Below are 21,335 nucleotides of genomic sequence, written 5' to 3' on the forward strand. Positions count from 1 at the left end.
ATAAATGGCGACCCCACTCAATTAGAGTTTTAACGGTGGCAGCTGCGAAAACACGCTCAACAATCCTTTGCTCCACAGCTGACGAATTTGTGAAAAATAGGGATGCTGTTCGGTGATGTGATATTGCTCGCTATCGCTGAAACTGTCGGTGCGATAGACCATCACATCCAGCGGTAATCCCACCGAAATATTACTCGCTAACGTTGAATCCATTGAAATTAACGCACACTGCATCGCCTGACTGAGCGGCGTTTCATAGCGCAGCACGCGATCAATAATCGGTTTGCCGTACTTGCTCTCACCAATCTGGAAATAAGGCGTATCAACGCTGGCTTCGATGAAATTGCCCTGCGGATAGATCTGGAACAGACGCGGCTCCTCGCCACGAATCTGTCCCCCCAGCAGCAGCGTGCCGCCAAACTCCTCGCCATCGCGCTTGATCACCTCGCGCAGCGTTTCACCTACCATCAACGCAATGTCATACAGCGATCGTCCATTCAGCAAATTGGGTTGATCGTTATCGCCGTTATGACGTCGCAGCAGGCTCAGCACGCTCTGCGTGGTAGCGAGATTGCCAGCGCTTTGCAGCACCAGCGTGCGTTCATCATCGACCTGAAACACATGCAGTTTACGGAACGAGGAAATATGATCGACGCCCGCATTGGTCCGCGAATCAGAGACAAAAATCATCCCTGACGATAAACGCATTGCCACACAATAAGTCATAGTTACGCCTGTTCTGATTACTGCTGCGCATGCACCTGAAGCACCGCAGCCACCGCCAGCATATCTTCACCGCCGCCGCCCAGCCGCATACCGCGCACCGGACAGGCATCGAGATAATCCACACCAACCGCCAGACGTAAATGCTGGCGTGTGCTGCGGGTATTATTGGTGATATCAAAGCTGTGCCAACTGCCATCCAGCCAGGCTTCAACCCAGGCGTGAGTGGCGACGTGCTCAACGTTTTCAGTATAGAGATAGCCGCTTACATAGCGCGCCGGAATCCCCAGAGTGCGACAGCAGGCGAGAAACACGTGGCTGTGATCCTGGCAAACGCCGCTGCCTGCGGCAAATACTTTCGCGGCGGTATCAGTTACCTGGGTGCTGCCGGGACGATACGGCATCTTCAGCAGCAATTCATCCATCAACTTTTCCAGGCTGGCGAGCGGCTTTTCCGGCCGCCAGTAGCGCTGGGCAAACTCGCGGATCTCGGGATTGGGCAGCGTCAGCGGCGTGGCGCGCAGAAACACCAGCGGCGACAACGCGCACTCCGGATCGGGTGCCCACTCGCCGGCATCAAGGATCTCCACCACACCGCGCGCGGCGATATCGAGTTGCTGATGCGGCGTATCCAGCGTTAGCACATGCATCACGTTGCCGTAAGCATCCTGCGTGCAGGTGGCTGCGCAGGGCAGCTCCAAATCCCACGAGATAATTTGCTGATGCACCGAATTTTGCGGCGTCAAACGCAGATACTGGGTGCTGAGTGTCACCTGCTGCTCGTAGGCGTAACGGGTTTTGTGCTCGATGTTCAGTCTCATTTCGCCTCCAGATAGGTGTGATTGATGCTGTCTGCCAGCGCGTTCAGGCGCGTCAGGAATGCATTGAGCCAGTGCGTTAACCCTTCCTGGGTCAGGCTTTCCCAGGTACTAAACCTGATTTCCGCCAGCAGCACGGTGATCAGATAACGCGGACGATCTTCGCCGCTGCTGCCGATCTGCTCGAGCTGGGTAGCGATCTCATCAATACAGGAGTGCAGCGATCGCGGACTTTCACTGCGCAGGATCAGCATCTCATTCACCAGATCCGGCAACAGCTGCTGCTTAAAGATGGCGTTGTAGGCTTCACGCGCCGACACCGCGCGCAGCAAGGTGTCGAGGCGATAATATTCGCGCACCGAATCGGACTGTTGTTCCAGCAGTTGCTGATTGACGCTCAGCAAACGCGCGGTGCCGTCGCTGCGCTCCATTAGCGTGCCGATGCGGATAAAACTCATGGCATCACCGCGCAGCAAGGTGCCGAACATCGCGCCACGAAACAGGTGCGAGCGCTCTTTTACCCAATCGAAAAAGCTATCGGCGTTGGCGCTGGTAATACCGCGCCGCCGCGTATTGCGCATCTCAATCCACGTCGAGTTGATGCTCTCCCACACTTCCGACGACAAACTGCCGCGCACCGCATGCGCGTTGTTCCACGCCTCCTGCCAGCAGCTGAAAATGCTGCACGGATTGCGATCGTCGAGGGCGAAAAAGTTGAACAGCTGCGGCATGGTGAAGCGGCCGTTGAGGGTTTCAAACAGTTCACGCGTGCCGGTGAGATTAAGCGGCAGCAGCAGATCGTCGCCCTGGTCACCGCGCACCGGCATTAACGACAAACGGTTGGTCACGTCTAACACGCGAGCAAGTTGTTCTGCGCGCTCAAGATAGCGCGCCATCCAATAGAGGCCACTGGCCGTGCGGCTTAGCATGATGCGTCATCCTCCAGAACCCACGTGTCCTTGGTGCCACCGCCCTGCGACGAGTTCACCACCAGCGAACCTTCGTTCAGCGCCACGCGGGTTAAGCCGCCGGGCACCAGACGAATATCCGCGCCGCACAGCGCAAACGGGCGCAGATCAATGTGGCGCGGCGCGAGGCCGTTATCGATAAAGGTTGGACACGTGGAGAGCGATAGCGTGTCCTGCGCGATGTAGTTTTCCGGGCGCGCTTTGAGGCGATCACGGAAATCACTCAGCTCCTGCTGGCTCGCCACCGGGCCAATCAACATGCCGTAACCGCCTGCGCCGTGCACCTCTTTCACCACCATTTTCGCCAGGTTGGCCAGCACGTAGGTGAGATCCTGCGGTTTGCGGCATTGCCAGGTGGGTACGTTATTGAGGATCGGATCCTCATCAAGATAGAAACGGATCATGTCCGGGACGTAGGGATAGATCGATTTGTCATCGGCGACGCCGGTGCCGATCGCGTTCGCCAGCACCACGTTGCCGGATCGATACACCGACAACAAGCCCGGCACGCCGAGCATCGAATCCGGGCGGAACGCCAGCGGATCGAGGAAGGCATCATCAACGCGACGATAGATCACATCGACTTTGCACGGCCCGGCGGTGGTACGCATCATCACCGCGCCATCTTTGACGAACAGATCGGCGCTCTCCACCAGCTCAACGCCCATCTGCTGCGCGAGGAAGCTGTGCTCGAAGTAGGCGCTGTTAAAGCGGCCCGGCGTCAGCACCACCACCACCGGATCGTTGACCGGCGAGCTTTCGCGCAGGGTTTGCAGCAGATGCGAAGGATAACGCTCTACCGGCGCGATGTGCTGCCCGGCGAACAGTTCCGGATAGAGGCGCATCATCATCTTGCGGTTCTCCAGCATATAGGAGACGCCAGACGGCGTGCGCAGATTGTCCTCGAGAACGTAATATTCGCCGTCGTTATTGCGCACCATGTCTACCCCAACAATGTGCGCGTAGATGTGGCGATGCAGATCGACGCCTTGCATACAAGGCTGATATTGATCGTTCACCAGCACCTGTTCAGCGGGCACGATGCCGGCTTTGAGGATCAGTTGCTGATGGTAGATGTCGTGCAGGAAGGCGTTAAGGGCTTGTACCCGTTGGCGAATGCCGCGATCGAGCATCGCCCACTCGCTGGCAGGTATGATGCGCGGCACGCTGTCGAAAGGAATTAAACGTTCCGCGCCGCCGTCATCACCGTAGACGTTGAAGGTGATGCCGACGCGATGAAACAGCAGTTCCGCTTCTTCACGTTTGCGCGCCACTGCCTCTTTGTCCGCCTGTTGTAACCATTCCCAGTATTGCTGGTAGTGAGCGCGGTGTTGGCCATCGCTCAGCCACATCTCATCATAGAATTGTGATGCTATCTGGTAGCTTTCTTTCATGATTTACCCGGCGCTTGTCAGAGGACCTCACTCTCTCCTGCACAAACTGTGCCAGAGGCTTGCCCCAATAAGGCACACGCGCCGCGTCAACGGAAATGGCTGTTTTGCACTTTACTGGTGCATTAGCTGCTGCGCGATTGGCAGCCAGATCTCCGTCATCGCGCCTTCGCCACCCGTAAAAGGATCGCGGGATGGCAGCGGCACCTGCTGGATCTTCTCCTTCGACGTACGTAAACGCGACGGCTCATCACGCACGGTTTCCGGGGACATGCCTTCAGGATAGGCGCCAACGGTGAAAAAATCCTCTGAGGCAAACACCTGTTTGTGGCCGACGCCCGCCGGGATCAGTACCGCATCGCCTTCACGCAGCGTCACCATGCGACCGCTGTCGCCGCCGAACAGCACTTCCGCCCAGCCAGCCGCAACACCCAGCACTTCATGGGTGTTCGGATGGTAATGCGTATAAGGAAAGATCGGCGCACGCCATGCGGCGGGCCAGCCGTTGCGGGTAAAGGTTTTTTCAAACCAGGCGGCGCTGTCTTCCGTCGGATTTTCATCGTCATACGGCACAATGCCGGGCCAGATGATCAGCGGCAGCGGGCTGTTGGGCACGCCGCCCGACGGCAGCGATAACATCAGATGTTGCGGATTGCTGGAGGATCCAGCGGAAAAGGTGCCGGCGGCGAAAGACATCAGTAACAGCAGGCTGGAGTGGTTGGCAGTCATACTCTTTCTCCGGTTAATCACGATGCTTAAGTGTGGCTTACCAAAGTGGCATTGCAATGTGCGCCCACCAACAAAATTCACAAAAAAGAATGATTTAGCTAACTAAAGCCAAATTTATTAGCAACATAATTAACATCTCGTGCGGGTGAATAAGGGTCGCCCTAACTGGCGCGCATTTATGCGCACCAGGCCGCAAAGCGGCATGAATTTAATGCAAAAAAAACCGGTGGATTTCGCCACCGGCCGAATCAAAAAAAGCGATTCAAAGGCACTGACAGGTTATCGCAGGCGCTCAGCGATAGGTTTCACAACATTCTCCCCTTCGCGGCCATAAAACTGGAACAGGGTTTCTGCAGCGGCATCGGTTAACACCAGAATTTCAATGCGGCGATTACGCGCACTCATGGGATCGTCATGATCGCGCGGCATGCGTGACGCCATGGCATTAACCTGCAATACGCGCGCACTCTCCAGCCCGCCACGCTCCAGCGCGCGGCGTGCCGCCAGCGCACGATCGCCAGACAGATTCCAGTTGTTGTAGGCGGCGTTGCCGCTGTACTGCGCGGCATCGGTGTGGCCGCTGATCATGATTTTGTTGTCGATGCGGTTAAACACCGGGCCGAGCTCGGTAAGCAGTTTCTGGAAGAATGGCGTTAGTACCGCGCTACCGCGTGGGAACATCATGCGATCCTGATCGTCCTGAATCAGGATGCGCAGCCCTTGTGGCAAGGTTTCCAGCATCAGGTAATTTTGCGCGTTATAGCTGTTGATCATCCGTTGCAGCTGGTTGTGTAGTAGCACCAACTCCGCATCCGAGCGTGACAGCACGCTGTCTAAATCTTCCTGTGGCTTGCTGCCGGCGTTCAAACTGATGTCAGCCTTATCTGGGCTGACAGTCGCTGGTTGCGTCGGCGGGGAAATTGCCATGGTTTCGCCGATAATCGCCGATCCGCCGGAGTTCTCAACGTCAAAAGGATTGAAATTGGTGCCATCAAAAACCGACGTGCCGTTCAATTGCGCGACGATCTCTTTACGCTCCTCTTCACTCACCGCGCCCATGATCCACAGCACCATAAACAGCGCCATCATCGCCAACGTGAAGTCCGCAAAGGCCACTTTCCACGCGCCGCCATGATGCGCATGGTGTGCCTTTTTGCCGCCGCGTTTGATGATCAACTTTGTGGTGGTCACCAAAGGTGCCGAACGTATATCTGAAGTCTCGGCGCGCTTTACGCTTGATGCGTTGCCAGGCAAACAGATGGCGATCGATGCCGATCTCAATGCCGGGTTAATCAATCAGGAACAGGCGCGCACGCGTCGCCAGGATGTGGCAAACGAAGCCGACTTCTACGGTGCAATGGATGGCGCGTCCAAATTCGTACGCGGCGACGCCATCGCCGGCATCATGATCCTGCTGATTAACGTGGTTGGCGGTATTTTGATTGGCGTATTCAAATACGGTTTACCGGCAGGACAAGCGTTTGAACAATATGTCCTGCTGACCATCGGTGATGGCTTAGTCGGACAAATTCCTTCACTGCTGCTCTCAACGGCAGCGGCGATTATCGTGACGCGCATCAGCGATGGTGCGGACATGGGCGATGACATCAAGTCTCAGCTGCTGGCTAAGCCAGGTACGCTGTATACCGCTGCGGCCGTGATGTTTGTGCTGGCGGTGGTGCCGGGCATGCCGCATCTGGTGTTCCTAATCTTTACCGGCCTGCTGCTGTTCGCTGCGTGGCGTCAAAGCCAGAAAATCAAAGCGCCGACGCAAGATCATCACGCTATGGAAGCGATCAACCAGGCGCTGACGCAGCCGGACGATCAGCCCGCCATCGGTTGGGACACTATCCCGATGGTTGAGCCGATCGGGCTGAATCTCGGCTACAAGCTGGTGACGCTGGTGGATAAAGGCAAAGGTGCGCCGCTGACGCTGCGTATGCGTGGCGTGCGGCAAGTGGTGTCGGAAACCAGCGGCGTGCTGCTGCCGGAAATTGCGCTGCGCGAGGATTTCCACCTCAAGCCGGCGCAGTACGCGATCAAGATCAATGGCGTGCGCACCGCCGTCGGCGAAGTGCATGCCGATCGTCTGATGGCGATCCCGACGCCGGAACAGTACGGCGAAATCGATGGCGTGTTGGATACCGATCCGGCCTACGGCATGGCGGTGACGTGGATTCTGCCCGAGCAGAAAGCCAAAGCGCTGAACCTGGGTTATCAGGTGGTGGATTGCGCCAGCGTGGTGGCCACCCATGTGAATAAAGTGGTGCGCGAGAATCTGCCGGAGCTGTTTAACTACGATGACATCACTCAGCTGCATCAGCGTCTGGCGAATGTGGCGCCTAAGCTGTCGGAAGATGTGAATGCGGCGGTGAACTTCAGCTTGCAGCTGAAAGTGTATCGTCTGCTGCTGAACGATCAGGTGTCGCTGAAAGACATCACCACCATCGCGACGACGTTGCTGGAGAGCGCGGCGATCACCAAAGATCCGATCCTGCTGACTTCCGATGTGCGCTATGCCCTGCGTCGCGCCATGGTGGCGGCGATTGCGCCGGACAACAAACCGCTGTCGGCTTATACGCTGGAAAACAGCCTGGAGAATCTGCTGCTGGCGGCGCTGAATCAGGCACAACAAGCCGGCAAAGTGGCGCTGGATAGCTTCCCGGTTGATCCGAATATCCTGACGCAGCTGCAGAGCACGCTGCCGGTGATGGTGGAGCAGTTGAAAGCGCAGAACCTGACGCAGGTGCTGCTGGTAACGCCGCAATTGCGCCCGCTGATTGCGCGCTACGCCCGTCTGTTTGCCAATGGATTGAATGTGCTGTCGTACAACGAAGTGCCCGATGATGCGAATTTGCAGATTGTGGGTCAGGTTTCTTGATTTATTACTCTGCGGCTTGATGCCCTCACCCCGGCCCTTTCCCACAAGTAGAAAGGGTAGTTAGAACGGGCTCAATCGGTTCCCTCGCCCGCTTGCGGGAGAGGGTTAGGGTGAGGGAAACACCGGCCCCTCGCAACTGTTATAAAAAAACACAGCGAATCTGTCTCTAATTCGCTTCACTGTTATGTGCTTTACTGGCAGGCAGTGATAATTAGAGGTGAACAATGGACGCGATCAAACAAATCCTGCTCGACGAAATCGCCACGCTGAACCGCGAAGGACAGCGTGATAATTTGCCGCGCTTTAGCTTTTCCTTCCTCAAAACCCATCCGGGGCTCTGGGCCATTATGTATCTGTGCTACGCGCTGTGCGTGGCGCTGATCTTTTCAACCGACATGCTCGGCTGGCCAGCGTTCTGGTTTGCCACGGTGTTTGTGGTGGTGATGAGCGTGCTGATGCTGATGGATATCAACCCGAAATATCGCTTCGAAGATATCGACACGCTGGATTTGCGCGTTTGTTATAACGGCGAATGGTATTACGTGCAGCCGGTTTCTCAACAAGCACTGGATAAGATCCTCGATAACCCCCAGACGCCGGAGCGCGTACGCAGCGGCATTGATCGCCTGATGAAGCAGAAAGGTGAAGTGGATTTCTACGACGTTTACTATCTCACCTGGGGCCACCAGCAGGCGGCCCAGGTTTAACCGTTTAGCGTGCCAATCAGTTTTCCCAACGTCTCTACCGCCGCCTCGGCGCGTGCATCCCACGGCCAGGCGGTGTTGAAGCGGAAACAGTGGCTGAAGCCTTCGCTGCTGGAAAACAGCTGGCCGGGCGCGATGCTGATGCCCTGCTGCAAGGCCAAATGATACAGCTCAGTAGTATTGATCTGCGCCGGCAGCGCAACCCAGAGAAAATAACCGCCCGGCGTATCGCTGATGCTGGCCTCAGCAGGTAATACCCGGCGCAGCGCCTGTTGCGCCAGCTGCTTACGTTTAGCCAGCGTCTGCCTTAGCTTCTTTAAATGCGTATCGTAGCTGCGCGTGCTGAGGAAATCGGCCAGGGCCAGCTGCATCGGCGCGCTGGTCGAGAGCGTGCTCATCAACTGAATACGCTGCACGCGCTGCGCATGACGTCCGGCAGCCACCCAACCGACACGAAATCCCGCCACTAGATTCTTCGAGAAACTTCCGCAGTGCAGCACGTTGCCATCAAGATCAAAAGCTTTAGCCGGCAGCGGTTTGTCATGGCCTTCATACAGATCGCCATACACATCGTCTTCAATCATCGCCACGTTGTAGCGCGCCAGCAGTTCCACCAACTGCTGCTTGCGCTCGGCGCTCAGGGTGAAGCCGAGCGGATTTTGCCGGTTGGTCATCAGCCAGCAGGCTTTCACCGGCCAGCGCTGCAAGGCCTGCTCCAGCTCATCCAGATCCATGCCGTGTTCGACATCGCTGGCGATGGCAATCGCGTTCAGCTTCAGGCGTTCAATCGCCTGGAGCGCACCATAAAACGACGGGTTTTCGAGGATCACCCAATCACCGGGTTCGGTGACGGCTTGCAGGCTGAGGTTGAGCGCTTCCATTGCGCCATTGGTGATGACGATGTCATCCGGCGACAGCGTGATGCCCTGCTGTGCGTAGCGCTGGGCGAGAATTTTGCGCAGCGCTTCATTGCCTGGCGGCAGGTTGTTGAGCGCATCGGTGGGCTTTAAGTTGTGTGAGACTTTTACCAGCGAGCGCATCAGCTGGCGCTGCGGGAAGAGTTCGGGATCGGGAAAGGCTGAGCCAAACGGCATGATGGCGGGATTGCGCGTGGCTTGCAGCACGTCGAACACGAAGCTGTTGGTATCCGCCTGATCGGTTTTGCCGATCTCTTGCGTGGGCAGTCGCGGACGGCTTTCGGCGGCGCGCGGCGCCACGTAATAGCCGGATTGCGGCTTTGAGACGATCCAGCCCTGACTCTCCAGCACTTCATAGGCGTGCATCACCGTCATCAGGCTCAACCCGCTCTGCTCCGCCTGCTGACGTAGCGACGGCAGTTTTTCGCCCGGCGGCCAGATGCGCGCCTCGATTTGCGTGCGAAGCTGCTCGACCAACTGCTGATATTTCGCCACCCGAACTCCGATGTAGAGGATTTGGCGGCTAGTTTCCCTCACCCTAACCCTCTCCCGCAAGCGGGAGAGGGAATGAAGGCGTTAAGGCACCTGCTCCAGCGCTAACTCTTCTTGATAAAAATTCGGCAGCTCGCCAATGCGTTCCGGCGGCACCGGTTTACCCAGCAAATAGCCCTGCAACGTATCGCAGCCTAAACCGGTGAGGAACGCCTGTTGATCCTGGGTTTCTACCCCTTCGGCGACCACTTTCAGATGCAACGACTGCGCCAGCGCGACAATGGCGGAGACGATGGTGGCATCTTCCGAATGCGCCTGCAGTTCATTAACAAAAGCGCGATCGATTTTCAGCTCGCTGGCCGGTAACCGCTTGAGATACAACAAGCTGGAATAGCCGGTGCCGAAATCATCAATCGAGGCTTTTACGCCCATGTTGGTGAGTTCGGTGAGGATACGCACGCTCTCTTCCGGATCGCGCATCGCCGTGGTTTCGGTCACTTCCAGCGTCAAAAGTTCAGCCGGAATCTGGTGCTGCGTCAGCGCCTCGGTAACGGTTTCCACCAGATTGCTCTGCTCAAATTGTACAGCCGACAAATTGACCGCCACCGACCAGTGCGGATGACCCTGCAGATGCCAGGCACGTAGCTGGCGACAGGCTTCGTTGATCACCCAGTTGCCGATGTTAATGATCATGCCGGTCTTTTCCGCCATCGGCAGAAAGGCGTCCGGCGCCAGCAGACCGCGTGAAGGATGCTGCCAGCGCAGCAGCGCTTCAAAGCCAAGGATCGGGCCGCTCGGCGCGCAGTATTTGGGCTGATAGAACAGGCGTAACTCTTCGTTATCCAGCGCTTGCCACAGATCGTTGTTCAGCTGCAATTGCGACTGCGCCAGCGTGTTCATTGACGGCTGGAAGAAGGTGTAACCGTTGCGGCCGTTGTTCTTGGTGTGATACATGGCGGCATCGGCGTTGAACATCAGCTCGCGATCATCTTTGCCGTCACCGGGGTAAACCGCAATTCCAATACTCAGCGACACCACCAGCTCATAGCGCGAGATATCGAATGGGCGATCCACCGCTTTCACCAGCGTATCAGCAACCGCTGCGGCATCATTGGGTTCATCAATTTCCAGCAGCAGCACAAACTCGTCGCCGCCCATGCGCGCCAGCGTGTAGTGCCCTTTCATCTGTTCGGTCATGCGCTCGGTCACGCCAATCAGCAGGTTGTCGCCCACGTGATGGCCAAAAGCGTCATTTACCGCTTTGAATCCATCCAGATCCATAAACATCAGCGCAAACTGCGTTTTCTCACGGTTGGCTTTATTGAGGGCTTGCTCCAGACGATCTTCCAATAAAATACGGTTGGGCAGACGCGTCAGGTTATCGTGTAGCGCCAGCTGTGCCAGCTCACGGTTGGCTTCCGCCAGCGAGTGGGCGAGGATCGAGGTGCGCGCTTGCAGACGTGCATCGAGCATTGAGACCAGCAAAGTAATGCCGAGGATCGCTAGCGTCACCACCGTCACCACCACCGCCAGCCAGTTGCTGTTTACGCCCATGTGCGTTGCATGGCTGTGCATCGGGAAATTGGCCGCCGCCATGCCGGTGTAGTGCATGCCGGCAATCGCACAGCCCATCACCACCGATGCGCCTAAACGCAGCGCGGTGACGCGGCCGTGACCTTCGCGCAGGTTAAACGCCAGCCAGAGCGCGGCGCCTGAGGCCACCAGCGCAATCGCCACCGATGCCGCCACCCAACCCCAATTCCAGGTGATGCCGGGCGTAAACATCAGCGCCGCCATGCCGGTGTAGTGCATTGCTACAACGCCGGAACCCAGCACCACAGCGCCTCCACACAGTCGCAGCCACGGCAAAGTGGGCGTTGAGCACACCAGCCACAGCGCAAAAACCGAGGCTAATACCGCCACCACCATGGAGGTGACGGTGAGCGTAGGATCATAGCTCATGACCATATCGAGGCTCATCGACAGCATGCCAATGAAGTGCATCGCCCAGATGCCCACGCCCATAGCGAATCCACCGCCGAATAACCAAACCAGCGCCACCTTGCCAGTTGAGGAAGCCACGCGCCCTGCCATATCAAGCGCAGTAAACGAGGCCAGCATCGCTACCAGAATCGAGACGATGACGGTAAACGAATCGTACGAAGTCACTAACATAGTGATTTCCCAAGTAAAAGCCGGTGTAAGTCAGCTGTGGTGTTGTTGTTAAAAAAGTGCGGTCTATTGGTTTTATTGTAGGAATTATCGGCAGCGTAACTGCCGATATGAGTTTTTGAACGATGAAACCTTCCAATGGGGAAGAAACTAAAAATTGTTTATTGCGCGCCCGCCAGCGGCACCACGTTATCGCTAAAGGCCAGCGGCGCCGCAAGCGCAGCGGTAAATTCACCGATGCGATCGGCTGGCGTGGGCTTGCCGAGCAGATAACCTTGCAGCGTGTCGAAGCCTAACCCGGTGAGCAAACGCTGCTGCTCCTCGGTTTCGACCCCTTCCGCCACCATGCGCAGGTTAAGCGTTTGTGCCAGCGTCAACATCGCAGTGACTACCGTGGCGTCTTCGCTGCCGGCGCGCAAACTGTTGATAAAGGCGCGGTCGATTTTCAACTCGCTGGCTTCGAGGTGTTTCAAGTGCAGCAAGTTGGCGTAGCCGATGCCGAAGTTATCAATCGCCACTTTCACCCCAAGACGATGCAGTTCGGCAATGCGCTGCTGGCTGAACTGCGGATCGCGCATCGCAATGTTCTCGGTAATTTCCAGCATCAACGCCCCGTCAGGGATTTGATGGCGCTGCAATGCCTGGCGCACGCTCTCAATCAAATCACGCTGCTGGAACTGCAGAGCCGAGAGATTGACCGATACCGTCCAGTCGCCGTTACCTTCATCGTGCCACTGCTTCAGCTGGCGGCAGGCTTCATTGATCACCCAGTTACCCAGCGCGACAATTTGCCCGGTTTTCTCGGCGCGCGCCAGGAACATATCGGGCATCAGCAGGCCGCGACGCGGATGCTGCCAGCGCAGCAGCGCCTCGAAGCCCATCAATACGGTGCCACCCGCGCGGAATTTTGGCTGATAGAACAGGCGCATCTCCTGATACTCCAGCGCGTTCCACAGATCGTTAGCCAGCGCCAACTGATGCTGCGCCACCGCGCTCATCGCCGGTTCAAACAGGCACCAGCCGTTACGCCCGCTGTGTTTGGTGTGATACATGGCGGAGTCGGCGTTGAACATCAGCTCCTGCTGGCTGCGACCATGCAGCGGGAAGATAACGATACCGACGCTGAGCGAGACGCGCAGCGAATAGCGATCGAGTTCGAAAGGCGCATCAATGATTTGAACCAAACGCTGCGCCAGTTTGGTGGCCTGATGCAGATGAAATTGCGGGCACAGTATGACGAATTCATCGCCGCCCAGACGCGCCAAAAGAATCTCCTCACTCAGTTCATCGCGCAAACGATCGGCTACCGCGATCAGCAAGCGGTCGCCAACGTGATGGCCCCATGTGTCGTTAATGGCTTTGAAACCATCGAGATCCATGAACATCAGCGCGAAGTTTTCATCCTGCAGCGTCGCCTGCTTGATCGCCGTGGTGAGTTGCTGCTCCAGCATCACGCGATTTGGTAGCGCGGTGAGGTTGTCATGCATCGCCAGCTGACGTAGCTCGCTGTTGGCGCGCTTGAGTTTGGCAGCGAGACGCGCGGCACGCAGTTGCGCATCCAGCATCGATATCAGCAACATCAGCCCCAGAATGCTCAGCGTGATAATCGTGACCCACACCGCCATTCCCTCTTCGCTGGCGCCGTGATGTTGCATGCTCACCGGCATAACGAATTCTGCTGCCGCCATGCCGGTGTAATGCATGCCGGCAATCGCAATGCCCATCACCAGTGCTGCACAGGCGCGCAGCAGCAGCAGGCTTTCGCCCTGCCGCAGATGAAAGGCCAGCCATAACGCCGCACCTGATGCTGCGTAGGCAATCAGCACCGAGAGCGCCACCAGCGGCAGATTCCAGTAAATCGGGGTGGCAATCATCAGCGCGTTCATGCCGAGGTAGTGCATGACAATGATGCCGCTTCCCATGATAAGGGTACCGCGAATTAAGCGGCGTCGGGTGAGATGACTGCCCTGCACGCCCTGCGCAAAGGCGAAGATGGCGCTGATAATCGCCACCAGCAATGAGATGGCGGTCAGCTCGACGTTGTAGCGCATGGTCATTGGCATCATCATCGCCAGCATGCCAATAAAGTGCATTGCCCACACGCCGATGCCCATCGCGGTGCCCCCGCCGATCAACCACAGTGTTGCCAGATAACCGCGTGAAACGGCCACACGCCCGGCGGTATCTAAGGCGGTGAACGCGGCAATGAAGGCCACGATCAGTGAAACGGTAACCAGAACGCTATCCCAGGTAACCAGCAGCATGTGCGCTCCTAAACTCCACCCGCTGCGGAGCGGGTGCGGTGTCGTCAAAACAAAACAAGAATGATAAAGCGCCGATCAAGGGCGATTAATGTCCCTCTGCGGCGCAGTTCAATACAGAACTGGTCCAGAAAAATCTGGAGTTGTCGTGCGGATTTTTTTTATTTTCATCGTCAGTCGTTAAGCAAAAAATTAATAATATCTGATTAATGCACGAACATAACATTGAACCGAAGCGCGCGGTAGAGGGTGAAATCATCGTCTATTTGGTTTTTTTAACCGCTCGCTACCCCTTGTGATTACTGAGTTATCGGCGAAAAGTGTGAATTGATTAGGGAAAAATTGAACCATCTGCATACAGGGGCCAATTTGCTGATCTATAGTAAAGAAAACTAATATAAATCTTTAATCCGCCATCCAGGAATTTTCTTAGGCGGCAGGCGCTTACGCTGTCGAGTCCATTGCGGTTCTTGTTTGATTTCGGATGTATTTCCATAAATGTATGACCAGGTGAAAAAGCACTGACCTTGGATAATCAGTAAGGAATGATTATGAAACTCAAGCTTTTTCTTGTGGCGTCTAGCCTAAGCGCCGCACTGGCACCTCATGCTGTTTTTGCCGCCACCACAACGGGAACCATCAATGCGACGTTGACGCTGACCACCGGTTGTTTGGTGAACGGTCAATCGGCCACGGCGGGAGTGAACTTCGGTACCCTGAACTTTGGTAGCAGCGCAGCCACTTTTGATACACTCAATGCCACCCTGGTTGGCGCAGCAGGTAACGGCATCTTTGTTCGCTGCACCACCGGACAAACTTTCAACGTGCAGGTCACCAGCAGCAACGCTGCACCGGCGACCGTTTACGGTACGGTGAGTGGCCAGCCACGCTACCTGATCCTCGGCTCCAACAATACGCAAGGCATTGCCTATACGCTGTATAGCGACGCCGCATTCACTACCGCCATCGCCAACAACACCAATATCGCTGCCAGTGGTACCACCGATCCTACACTCGGGACCAACTACGCCATTTACGGTCAGGTTGTGGGCGGCGGGTTTAACCCCTTGATTCCGGCAGGGACCTACACCGACACCATCAACGTGGCGGTGAATTACTGAGGGAAAGGATAATCAGGGAGGCCGTGGTGCAGCGGTGGGTGCACAGTGCAGGCGGCCTTGCCCTGCTGATAGGGAGCGTCTCCGCCTGGGGGTTGCCGACCGCAACGTTTCAGGTTTCAGCATCAGTAGTGGCAGGCTGTGTTGTCTCCGGAACCAATACCGGGGTATTTGGCACGCTTAATTTTGGTACCCAATCTGGCGTGGCCGCAAGCAGCGTCAGCGCCAGCTATGTGCAAAGCACCACCATCACGCTCGCCTGCACGCCAGGCACCGCCGTGAGTATGAGCATCAACGGCGGCAGTCATTACACCTCCACGCGCAATCTCAAACACACCAGTAACACCAATACCGTGGCGTACAGCCTGTATACCAATGCGGCACACACCACGGCTATTCCGGTGAATAGCCCGATGGCGCTGAGCTACAGCAATGCCAACAACATCACGTTGCCGATTTACGGCTTATTAACGCTGCCCGGCCCCACGCGCGCCGGGACCTATACCGACACTTTAACCGTCACGCTGAGTTGGTGATGGCGTCACTTAAAAGGAGGAATGATGATGAACCTGCGCGCCCTGATCCTGTTGTTATCTTTGGCCCTAACACCTGCGGTGCATGCCGCCAATTCGCTGATGGTGTGGCCGATCGATCCGGCGATTGATCCGGAAGATAAAGCCAGCGAGCTGTGGCTGGAGAATCGCGGCAATGCCACCACCATGATGCAGGTGCGCATCTTCAGCTGGCAGCAGGTTAACGGCCAGGAGCAGTATCAAACCCAGCAGCAAGTGGTGGCGAGCCCGCCGATGGTGCGCCTCGAGCCAGGGCAGAAGCAGCTGGTGCGTTTAATTAAGCAAACGCCACCTGAAGCCGGACGTGAAGTGGCCTTTCGCGTGGTGCTGGATGAGATCCCTACGCCGCGCACGCCAGGCGAGAATCAGGCCGGACTCACTTTCCAGATGCGCTATTCGGTGCCGCTGTTCATCTACGGCAGCGGCGTGACGCGCGACACGGCAAAACCGCAGCTGAGCTGGCAGGAAGTGAACAGCGGCGGCAAACGCTGGCTGGAGCTGACTAATCGCGGTAATGGCCACGCGCGCTTAAGTAACGTCACCATTGGCGGACGCAAAATGGGCAACGGCTTGTTTGGCTATGTGCTGGCCAACAGCAGCCATCGCTGGCCGTTAACCCGCAGCGTGAGCGGTGAGCTGTCGGCCGAAATGAATAAAGGTCACTGGAGCAGCGCGGCCGCGCGTTGATGAAGTTTACGCCGCATCCCTGCGCGCTGGCCGTCGCCAGCGTGCTTTGTATCAGTCCGATGAGTAGCAGCGCGGAGACCTTCTCCGAACTGCCACCGCCGCCTGCGCTGGAGAATAACGCCAGCGGTCAGCAATACATGCTGGAACTGGTGGTGAATCAGGGCGAACGTGGCGACATCGTGCCGGTTGAACGTAAGAATGGTGATTTCTGGTTGCGACGCGGCGATTTGCAACGCGCCGGTATTCCGGCCGAGAAACTGCAAGGCCAGCAGATCGATGTCAATCAACTCAGCGGAGCGAAAGTGGAGTATGACGAACGACGCCAGCGCCTGTTATTGACGGTGCCACCTGCCTGGCTGCCGGGTCAAACCATTGGCCAGTTACAGCATGCACCGCGCTTTCCCGGTCTCGCCAGCAATGGCGCGCTGCTCAACTATGACTTTTACGCCACCCGTACCGATAACGCCGGTTCGCGCCTCTCCAGCTGGGACGAACTGCGCTTGTTTGGCCCGGCTGGTCAGTTTTCTACCAACGGCGTTTACGTGCAGCAACTGGAAGGTGGCGTTGCCGGTCAGCAGGAAGGCTATATTCGCTACGATACGTGGTTCAGTAATGAAAACGAGAACGCAGCGATCAGTTGGCGCGCCGGGGATTTGGTTACTGATGCGCTGAGCTGGAGCAACAGCGTGCGGCTGGGTGGCGTGCAGATTGGCCGCGACTTCAGCGTACGGCCGGATCTGGTGACCTATCCGCTGCCCGCCTTTTCCGGCCAGGCGGCGGTGCCCTCTTCGGTCGATCTGTTTATCAACGGCTATCGCAGCACACAGGCCGACGTGCAACCGGGCCCGTGGTCGCTCACCAATGTCCCTTTCGTTAACGGCGCCGGCGATGCAGTGATCACCACCACCGATGCGGTGGGCCGACAAGTCACCACCACGCTGCCGTTTTACGTCTCCAGCAGCTTGCTGAAAACCGGGTTATCCGATTATTCATTCTCCGCCGGTGCCATTCGCGAAAACTACGGCATCAACAATTTTGATTACGGTGCGGCGGCGGCCAGCGGCTCCTATCGCTACGGGCTGAACGACTGGCTGACGCTGGAGAGCCATGCGGAAGGCAGCGACAGCGTGGCGATGGGCGGTGCGGGTGGCTTGGTGAAACTGGGCAGTTTTGGCGTGGTGAATGGCGCGCTGGCGCAGAGCCAGATGGACGGTAATCCCGGCACGCAATACAGCTGGGGCTATCAGTACAACAATAGTTGGTTCAGCCTGGGAACCCAGCACATCATTCGCAGCGTCGATTTCGGGAATCTCGCGTTGGTCGGCAGCCGTGGTGACAGCGCGAACACCAGTTACTCGCTGGCACGACGCAGCGCGCAATACACCGCTAGCGTGTCGCTAAGTGACTACGGCAGCCTTGGCCTGGCTTATTTTGATATCTCCGGCGGCAACGGTGACCGCACCCGTTTATTAAATCTGTCGTGGAGTAAAAATCTGTGGGGCAACAGCAGCCTGTATATCTCCGCCAGCCGCGATCAGGATCAGGGCAACTGGAGCGGCGCCATTTCGCTAATCATCCCTTTCGGCGAACAGAGCAACGCCTCGGTAAGTACGGAACGCGATCAGGAGGGCAATAACAGCCAGCGTCTGTATGTGTCGCGCGCGATGCCCACCGACGGTGGCTTCTCCTGGGATGCGGCCTGGGCTAATCAGGCCAGCGACAGCGGCGATTATCGCCAGGGCAGCCTGCGTTATCGCAATAACAAAATTGATACCTCAGCCGGTTTCTACGGCGATAACGACAACACCACGCAATGGGCCGATTTTACCGGCTCGGTGGTATTGATGGATAACCGCGTGTTCGCTGCCAACGACATTAACGATGCCTTTGTGGTGGTGAAAACCGATTATCCGGATGTCACGGTGCGTTATGAGAACCAGACCATGGGCCGCACCGATAAACAAGGCTATCTGCTGGTGCCATCGATCAGCAGCTATTACGGTGCGAAGTACGATATCGATACGCTGGATCTGCCCGCCGATCGCACCGCGCCGAAAGTTGAACAGCGCTTTGCGGTGAAGCGTAAGAGTGGCTATCTGCTCAACTTCCCGGTGGAGCGTCTGCGCGCCGCCAGCGTGGTATTGCATGACAGCAATCATCAGCCGCTGCCGATTTCCAGCCAGGTGTTACGTCCGAATCAGGCCACCGAATATGTCGGCTGGGACGGCATTGTGTGGATGGAAGATCTCGGTGCTAATAACCCGATTCATGTGGTGACGCCGGATGGACGCAGCTGCGATACGCAACTGGCTATCGCCGACGGGCAGCCAAAAGCGCTGGAAACTTACGGACCGCTTACCTGCCCGCTGCCACCGCCGCCGCAAGGCTCTGCGGTGAGCAGCGCGGATAATTCACCGTCAGGGATTTCACCATGAGAAAGCTTCTGCTCCTGCTGGCGCTGTTTTTACTGCCGGGCACCAGCTATGCGTTGTGTAGCTTATCGGCCCCCGCCGCCACGTTCGGATCGGTTACCACGTTTTCCGTCGCTTCAACGGTGAATAACACCTCAAGCACCACTAACGTCAACTGCGGTTCGGGTACACTTTCGCTGCTGGGCTCCGATAACATTACCTACGCTTTTACCACCGCCTCAAACCTCAGTGGCACGCGCGCCGTGTTGAAAACCGCCAGCGGCGGCACCGATAACATTCCGATTCAGCTGTGTATCGACAGCGCCTGCGCCACCGAATTACAGCAGGGCGGCAGCTATCGCTGGAGTTCAGCCTCGCTGCTGGCGTTGGGAAACACCCTTAACTTCAATATTCCGCTCTATTTCCGTACCATTCCCGGACAGGTGATCGCCGCAGGAACTTACACCACCACTATTACGTTGACCGTCAGTTATACGGTGTGCGCCGGGTTGAACGTGGCAGGATTGTGTGTGGGAACGGTGCAGTCCAGCACCGGTACGGCGATGCCGATTACCGTGAATCTGGTGGTGACCAACGATTGCACCACCATCACTGCGCCCAACGTCAGTTTTGGCAGCGCGCCTTTGGTGGGCAGTTTCTCAACGGTGCAGCAGACGATTAACGTGGTGTGTTCGAAGGGCAGCACTTATACCGTGGGCTTGAGCAACGGCAGTTACTACAGCGGCACCACGCGGCAGATGGCGAGCGGAACTAACCGGCTGGCGTATGACATCTACAAAGGCACCACCACCACATCGCGCTGGGGACCGACCGGCACCGATCGCTGGAGCAGCACCACCTCGACATCGTTGAATGCGGATACCGTGACGCGCAACTTTACCTATACGGCGCAGATTTTGACCACGCAGAATACGCCCGCGGCGGGGAATTATACCGATAGCGTGGTGGTGGATGTGTCGTTTTAGCGGGGTGCGCGCAGTCCCTCATCCCAGCCTTCTCCCGCAGGCGGGAGAAGGAGCTGATCGCGCCGTTACCTAAACATTCCCTCTCCCGCTTGCGGGAGAGGGTTAGGGTGAGGGGAACGATGTTGCGCTTGATATTGCTTCACCATGCGGCCAATCAGCAGCGTGCCGACCAATCCGCACACCGCAGCAAAAGAGAGCCACACGCCCGGCATCGCTTTATCGCCTGTCGCATGAATCAGATAGCTCGACACCGCTGGCGTAAAACCGCCAAATAGCGCGGTTGCCAGGCTGTAGGCCAGTGAGAAACCCGAAGCGCGCACTTCTGCCGGCATGATCTCAGCCAGATACACCACCATCGCGCCGTTATAACTGGCATACAGGAACGACAGCCACAGCTCGGCCTCAACCAGATGGGAGAAGGTCGGCGCTCCCACCAGCCAATGCAGCACCGGCCAGGTAGTTAAAATCATCAAGAGGGTGCAGACAATCAGCAGCGGACGACGACCGATGCGATCCGACAGCGAACCCATCACCGGCAGCCAAAACAGGTTGGAGATGCCGACAAACAGCGTCACCAGGAAGCTCTGTTTGTCACTCATCATCAGCACGGTTTTGCCGAACGTCGGGGTAAAGGCGGTGATCATGTAGAACATTACGGTGGTGGTCACCACCATCAACATCCCTGCCAGCACCAGCGCCCAGTTCTGCCCGACCGAACGCATAATCTGACGCATTGAGGGGTGATGTTTACGCTGGCTGAAGGCTTCGGTCTCTTCCAGCATAGCGCGGATATAGAACAGGAACGGCACGATCATACATCCCACCACGAACGGAATACGCCAGCCCCATTCGGTGACGGCGTCTTTCGCCAGCAGATGGTTCAGGCCCAAACCGAGCAGCGCGGCGAAGATCACCGCAACCTGCTGGCTGCCCGATTGCCAACTGACATAGAAGCCTTTGCGCCCTTTCGGCGCCACTTCCGCCAGATACACCGAGACGCCGCCCAGCTCAACGCCCGCCGAGAAGCCCTGCAATAAACGACCGAGCAGAATCAGGATCGGTGCGGCGGCACCGAGCGTGGCGTATCCGGGCACCAGCGCGATGGTTAAGGTCCCAATCGCCATCAAGCCGAGCGTTAACAGCAAGCCTTTACGACGGCCATGATGGTCAATGTAAGCACCAAGAATAATCGCGCCGAGCGGGCGCATCAGGAAGCCTGCGCCGAAGGTCATCAGCGTCAGCATGAGAGAGGCAAAGGGATCATCGCCGGGGAAAAAGGTTTTGGCGATTGCCGTGGCGTAATAGCCAAACACCATGAAATCGTACATCTCAAGGAAGTTACCGCTGGTAACGCTAAAGATGGTTTTGGCACCGCTTTGCGGCGACTTTTGTAAAGAGTGACTCGCGCTCATATTGTCCTTCCTGGTTTTTCTTCCGTTGTAGCGTGCCGGGCCAGGAATAAACGTGATCTTCTTCACCATTGCAGTTTACAAAAATACGACCAA

The 21,335-nt window shown here is 57.1% G+C and carries 17 protein-coding genes; 7 read left to right on the plus strand and 10 right to left on the minus strand.

Features of this window, described 5'->3' with window-relative positions:
* Positions 1-21: 21 nt before the first annotated feature.
* From AAF463_RS16195 to AAF463_RS16220, 6 genes are all read right to left on the minus strand, one after another.
* The gene (locus AAF463_RS16195) at positions 22-726 is read right to left on the minus strand and encodes a proteasome-type protease (RefSeq protein ID WP_101761814.1); all 705 of its coding nucleotides are present in this window, start codon (positions 724-726) and stop codon (positions 22-24) included.
* 17 nt (positions 727-743) lie between these two features.
* A complete protein-coding gene (locus AAF463_RS16200; RefSeq protein WP_101761813.1) occupies positions 744-1,544 on the minus strand; it encodes a transglutaminase family protein in 801 nt (266 codons plus the stop codon).
* Positions 1,541-2,470: an alpha-E domain-containing protein gene (locus AAF463_RS16205; protein ID WP_101761812.1), complete on the minus strand. Its 930-nt coding sequence runs from the start codon at positions 2,468-2,470 to the stop codon at positions 1,541-1,543. Before AAF463_RS16205 ends, AAF463_RS16200 begins: the two co-directional genes overlap by 4 nt.
* Positions 2,464-3,903, minus strand: coding sequence for a circularly permuted type 2 ATP-grasp protein (locus tag AAF463_RS16210; RefSeq protein WP_101761811.1), 1,440 nt, complete (start codon positions 3,901-3,903; stop codon positions 2,464-2,466). Before AAF463_RS16210 ends, AAF463_RS16205 begins: the two co-directional genes overlap by 7 nt.
* A gap of 111 nt (positions 3,904-4,014) precedes the next feature.
* Complete coding sequence (locus AAF463_RS16215; RefSeq protein ID WP_110867284.1) at positions 4,015-4,629, minus strand: cupin domain-containing protein; 615 nt, start codon at positions 4,627-4,629, stop codon at positions 4,015-4,017.
* Between the two features lie 279 nt (positions 4,630-4,908).
* Positions 4,909-5,820, minus strand: coding sequence for a flagellar motor protein MotB (locus AAF463_RS16220; protein ID WP_233501758.1), 912 nt, complete (start codon positions 5,818-5,820; stop codon positions 4,909-4,911).
* On the opposite strand from AAF463_RS16220, the gene AAF463_RS16225 reads away from it, so the two are divergent.
* On the plus strand, positions 5,798-7,510 hold the full coding sequence (locus AAF463_RS16225; RefSeq protein WP_350262008.1) for an FHIPEP family type III secretion protein: 1,713 nt from the start codon (positions 5,798-5,800) through the stop codon (positions 7,508-7,510). The two genes, AAF463_RS16220 and AAF463_RS16225, sit on opposite strands and share 23 nt — an antisense overlap.
* Before the next feature lie 224 nt (positions 7,511-7,734).
* Positions 7,735-8,217, plus strand: coding sequence for a YlaC family protein (locus AAF463_RS16230; protein WP_217549692.1), 483 nt, complete (start codon positions 7,735-7,737; stop codon positions 8,215-8,217).
* Here AAF463_RS16230 and AAF463_RS16235 read toward each other — a convergent pair.
* From AAF463_RS16235 to AAF463_RS16245, 3 genes are all read right to left on the minus strand, one after another.
* Positions 8,214-9,626: a PLP-dependent aminotransferase family protein gene (locus AAF463_RS16235; RefSeq protein ID WP_350262009.1), complete on the minus strand. Its 1,413-nt coding sequence runs from the start codon at positions 9,624-9,626 to the stop codon at positions 8,214-8,216. The two genes, AAF463_RS16230 and AAF463_RS16235, sit on opposite strands and share 4 nt — an antisense overlap.
* 81 nt (positions 9,627-9,707) lie before the next feature.
* Positions 9,708-11,798: a bifunctional diguanylate cyclase/phosphodiesterase gene (locus AAF463_RS16240; protein ID WP_192412112.1), complete on the minus strand. Its 2,091-nt coding sequence runs from the start codon at positions 11,796-11,798 to the stop codon at positions 9,708-9,710.
* A gap of 158 nt (positions 11,799-11,956) precedes the next feature.
* Positions 11,957-14,059 carry a bifunctional diguanylate cyclase/phosphodiesterase gene (locus AAF463_RS16245; RefSeq protein ID WP_192236303.1) on the minus strand — a complete coding sequence of 701 codons (2,103 nt, stop codon included), beginning with the start codon at positions 14,057-14,059 and terminating at the stop codon, positions 11,957-11,959.
* 548 nt (positions 14,060-14,607) lie between these two features.
* On the opposite strand from AAF463_RS16245, the gene AAF463_RS16250 reads away from it, so the two are divergent.
* The 5 genes from AAF463_RS16250 to AAF463_RS16270 are packed head-to-tail and all read left to right on the plus strand — an operon-like array spanning position 14,608 to position 19,830.
* Positions 14,608-15,177 carry a spore coat protein U domain-containing protein gene (locus AAF463_RS16250; protein WP_101761803.1) on the plus strand — a complete coding sequence of 190 codons (570 nt, stop codon included), beginning with the start codon at positions 14,608-14,610 and terminating at the stop codon, positions 15,175-15,177.
* 26 nt (positions 15,178-15,203) lie between these two features.
* On the plus strand, positions 15,204-15,710 hold the full coding sequence (locus tag AAF463_RS16255) for a spore coat U domain-containing protein (protein WP_240632893.1): 507 nt from the start codon (positions 15,204-15,206) through the stop codon (positions 15,708-15,710).
* 24 nt (positions 15,711-15,734) lie between these two features.
* Positions 15,735-16,433 (plus strand): molecular chaperone, encoded by a 699-nt coding sequence (locus tag AAF463_RS16260; protein WP_210421269.1) that lies wholly within the window; start codon positions 15,735-15,737, stop codon positions 16,431-16,433.
* Positions 16,433-18,868, plus strand: a complete 2,436-nt coding sequence (locus tag AAF463_RS16265) for a fimbria/pilus outer membrane usher protein (RefSeq protein WP_350261112.1) — start codon at positions 16,433-16,435, stop codon at positions 18,866-18,868. The genes AAF463_RS16260 and AAF463_RS16265 overlap by 1 nt, the downstream gene beginning before the upstream one ends.
* Positions 18,865-19,830: a spore coat U domain-containing protein gene (locus tag AAF463_RS16270; RefSeq protein ID WP_192236297.1), complete on the plus strand. Its 966-nt coding sequence runs from the start codon at positions 18,865-18,867 to the stop codon at positions 19,828-19,830. Before AAF463_RS16265 ends, AAF463_RS16270 begins: the two co-directional genes overlap by 4 nt.
* A 65-nt stretch (positions 19,831-19,895) precedes the next feature.
* Here AAF463_RS16270 and AAF463_RS16275 read toward each other — a convergent pair whose 3' ends face one another.
* Entirely contained in the window at positions 19,896-21,242 is a 1,347-nt protein-coding gene (locus AAF463_RS16275; RefSeq protein WP_350261113.1) for an MFS transporter, read from the minus strand.
* Positions 21,243-21,335 lie beyond the last annotated feature (93 nt).

The sequence above is a fragment of the Pantoea sp. BJ2 genome (assembly GCF_040255075.1).
In the GTDB taxonomy this organism is placed as follows: Bacteria; Pseudomonadota; Gammaproteobacteria; order Enterobacterales; family Enterobacteriaceae; genus Pantoea; species Pantoea leporis.

What these genes read in the sequence shown, in the direction of transcription:
- AAF463_RS16215 (WP_110867284.1), bottom strand. Translation starts at nt 4,629, where the DNA reads ATGACTGCCAACCACTCCAGCCTGCTGTTACTGATGTCTTTCGCCGCC.
- AAF463_RS16225 (WP_350262008.1), top strand. Translation starts at nt 5,798, where the DNA reads ATGATCAACTTTGTGGTGGTCACCAAAGGTGCCGAACGTATATCTGAA.
- AAF463_RS16275 (WP_350261113.1), bottom strand. Translation starts at nt 21,242, where the DNA reads ATGAGCGCGAGTCACTCTTTACAAAAGTCGCCGCAAAGCGGTGCCAAA.
- AAF463_RS16270 (WP_192236297.1), top strand. Translation starts at nt 18,865, where the DNA reads ATGAGAAAGCTTCTGCTCCTGCTGGCGCTGTTTTTACTGCCGGGCACC.
- AAF463_RS16245 (WP_192236303.1), bottom strand. Translation starts at nt 14,059, where the DNA reads ATGCTGCTGGTTACCTGGGATAGCGTTCTGGTTACCGTTTCACTGATC.
- AAF463_RS16200 (WP_101761813.1), bottom strand. Translation starts at nt 1,544, where the DNA reads ATGAGACTGAACATCGAGCACAAAACCCGTTACGCCTACGAGCAGCAG.
- AAF463_RS16195 (WP_101761814.1), bottom strand. Translation starts at nt 726, where the DNA reads ATGACTTATTGTGTGGCAATGCGTTTATCGTCAGGGATGATTTTTGTC.
- AAF463_RS16250 (WP_101761803.1), top strand. Translation starts at nt 14,608, where the DNA reads ATGAAACTCAAGCTTTTTCTTGTGGCGTCTAGCCTAAGCGCCGCACTG.
- AAF463_RS16205 (WP_101761812.1), bottom strand. Translation starts at nt 2,470, where the DNA reads ATGCTAAGCCGCACGGCCAGTGGCCTCTATTGGATGGCGCGCTATCTT.
- AAF463_RS16265 (WP_350261112.1), top strand. Translation starts at nt 16,433, where the DNA reads ATGAAGTTTACGCCGCATCCCTGCGCGCTGGCCGTCGCCAGCGTGCTT.
- AAF463_RS16240 (WP_192412112.1), bottom strand. Translation starts at nt 11,798, where the DNA reads ATGTTAGTGACTTCGTACGATTCGTTTACCGTCATCGTCTCGATTCTG.
- AAF463_RS16260 (WP_210421269.1), top strand. Translation starts at nt 15,735, where the DNA reads ATGATGAACCTGCGCGCCCTGATCCTGTTGTTATCTTTGGCCCTAACA.
- AAF463_RS16210 (WP_101761811.1), bottom strand. Translation starts at nt 3,903, where the DNA reads ATGAAAGAAAGCTACCAGATAGCATCACAATTCTATGATGAGATGTGG.
- AAF463_RS16230 (WP_217549692.1), top strand. Translation starts at nt 7,735, where the DNA reads ATGGACGCGATCAAACAAATCCTGCTCGACGAAATCGCCACGCTGAAC.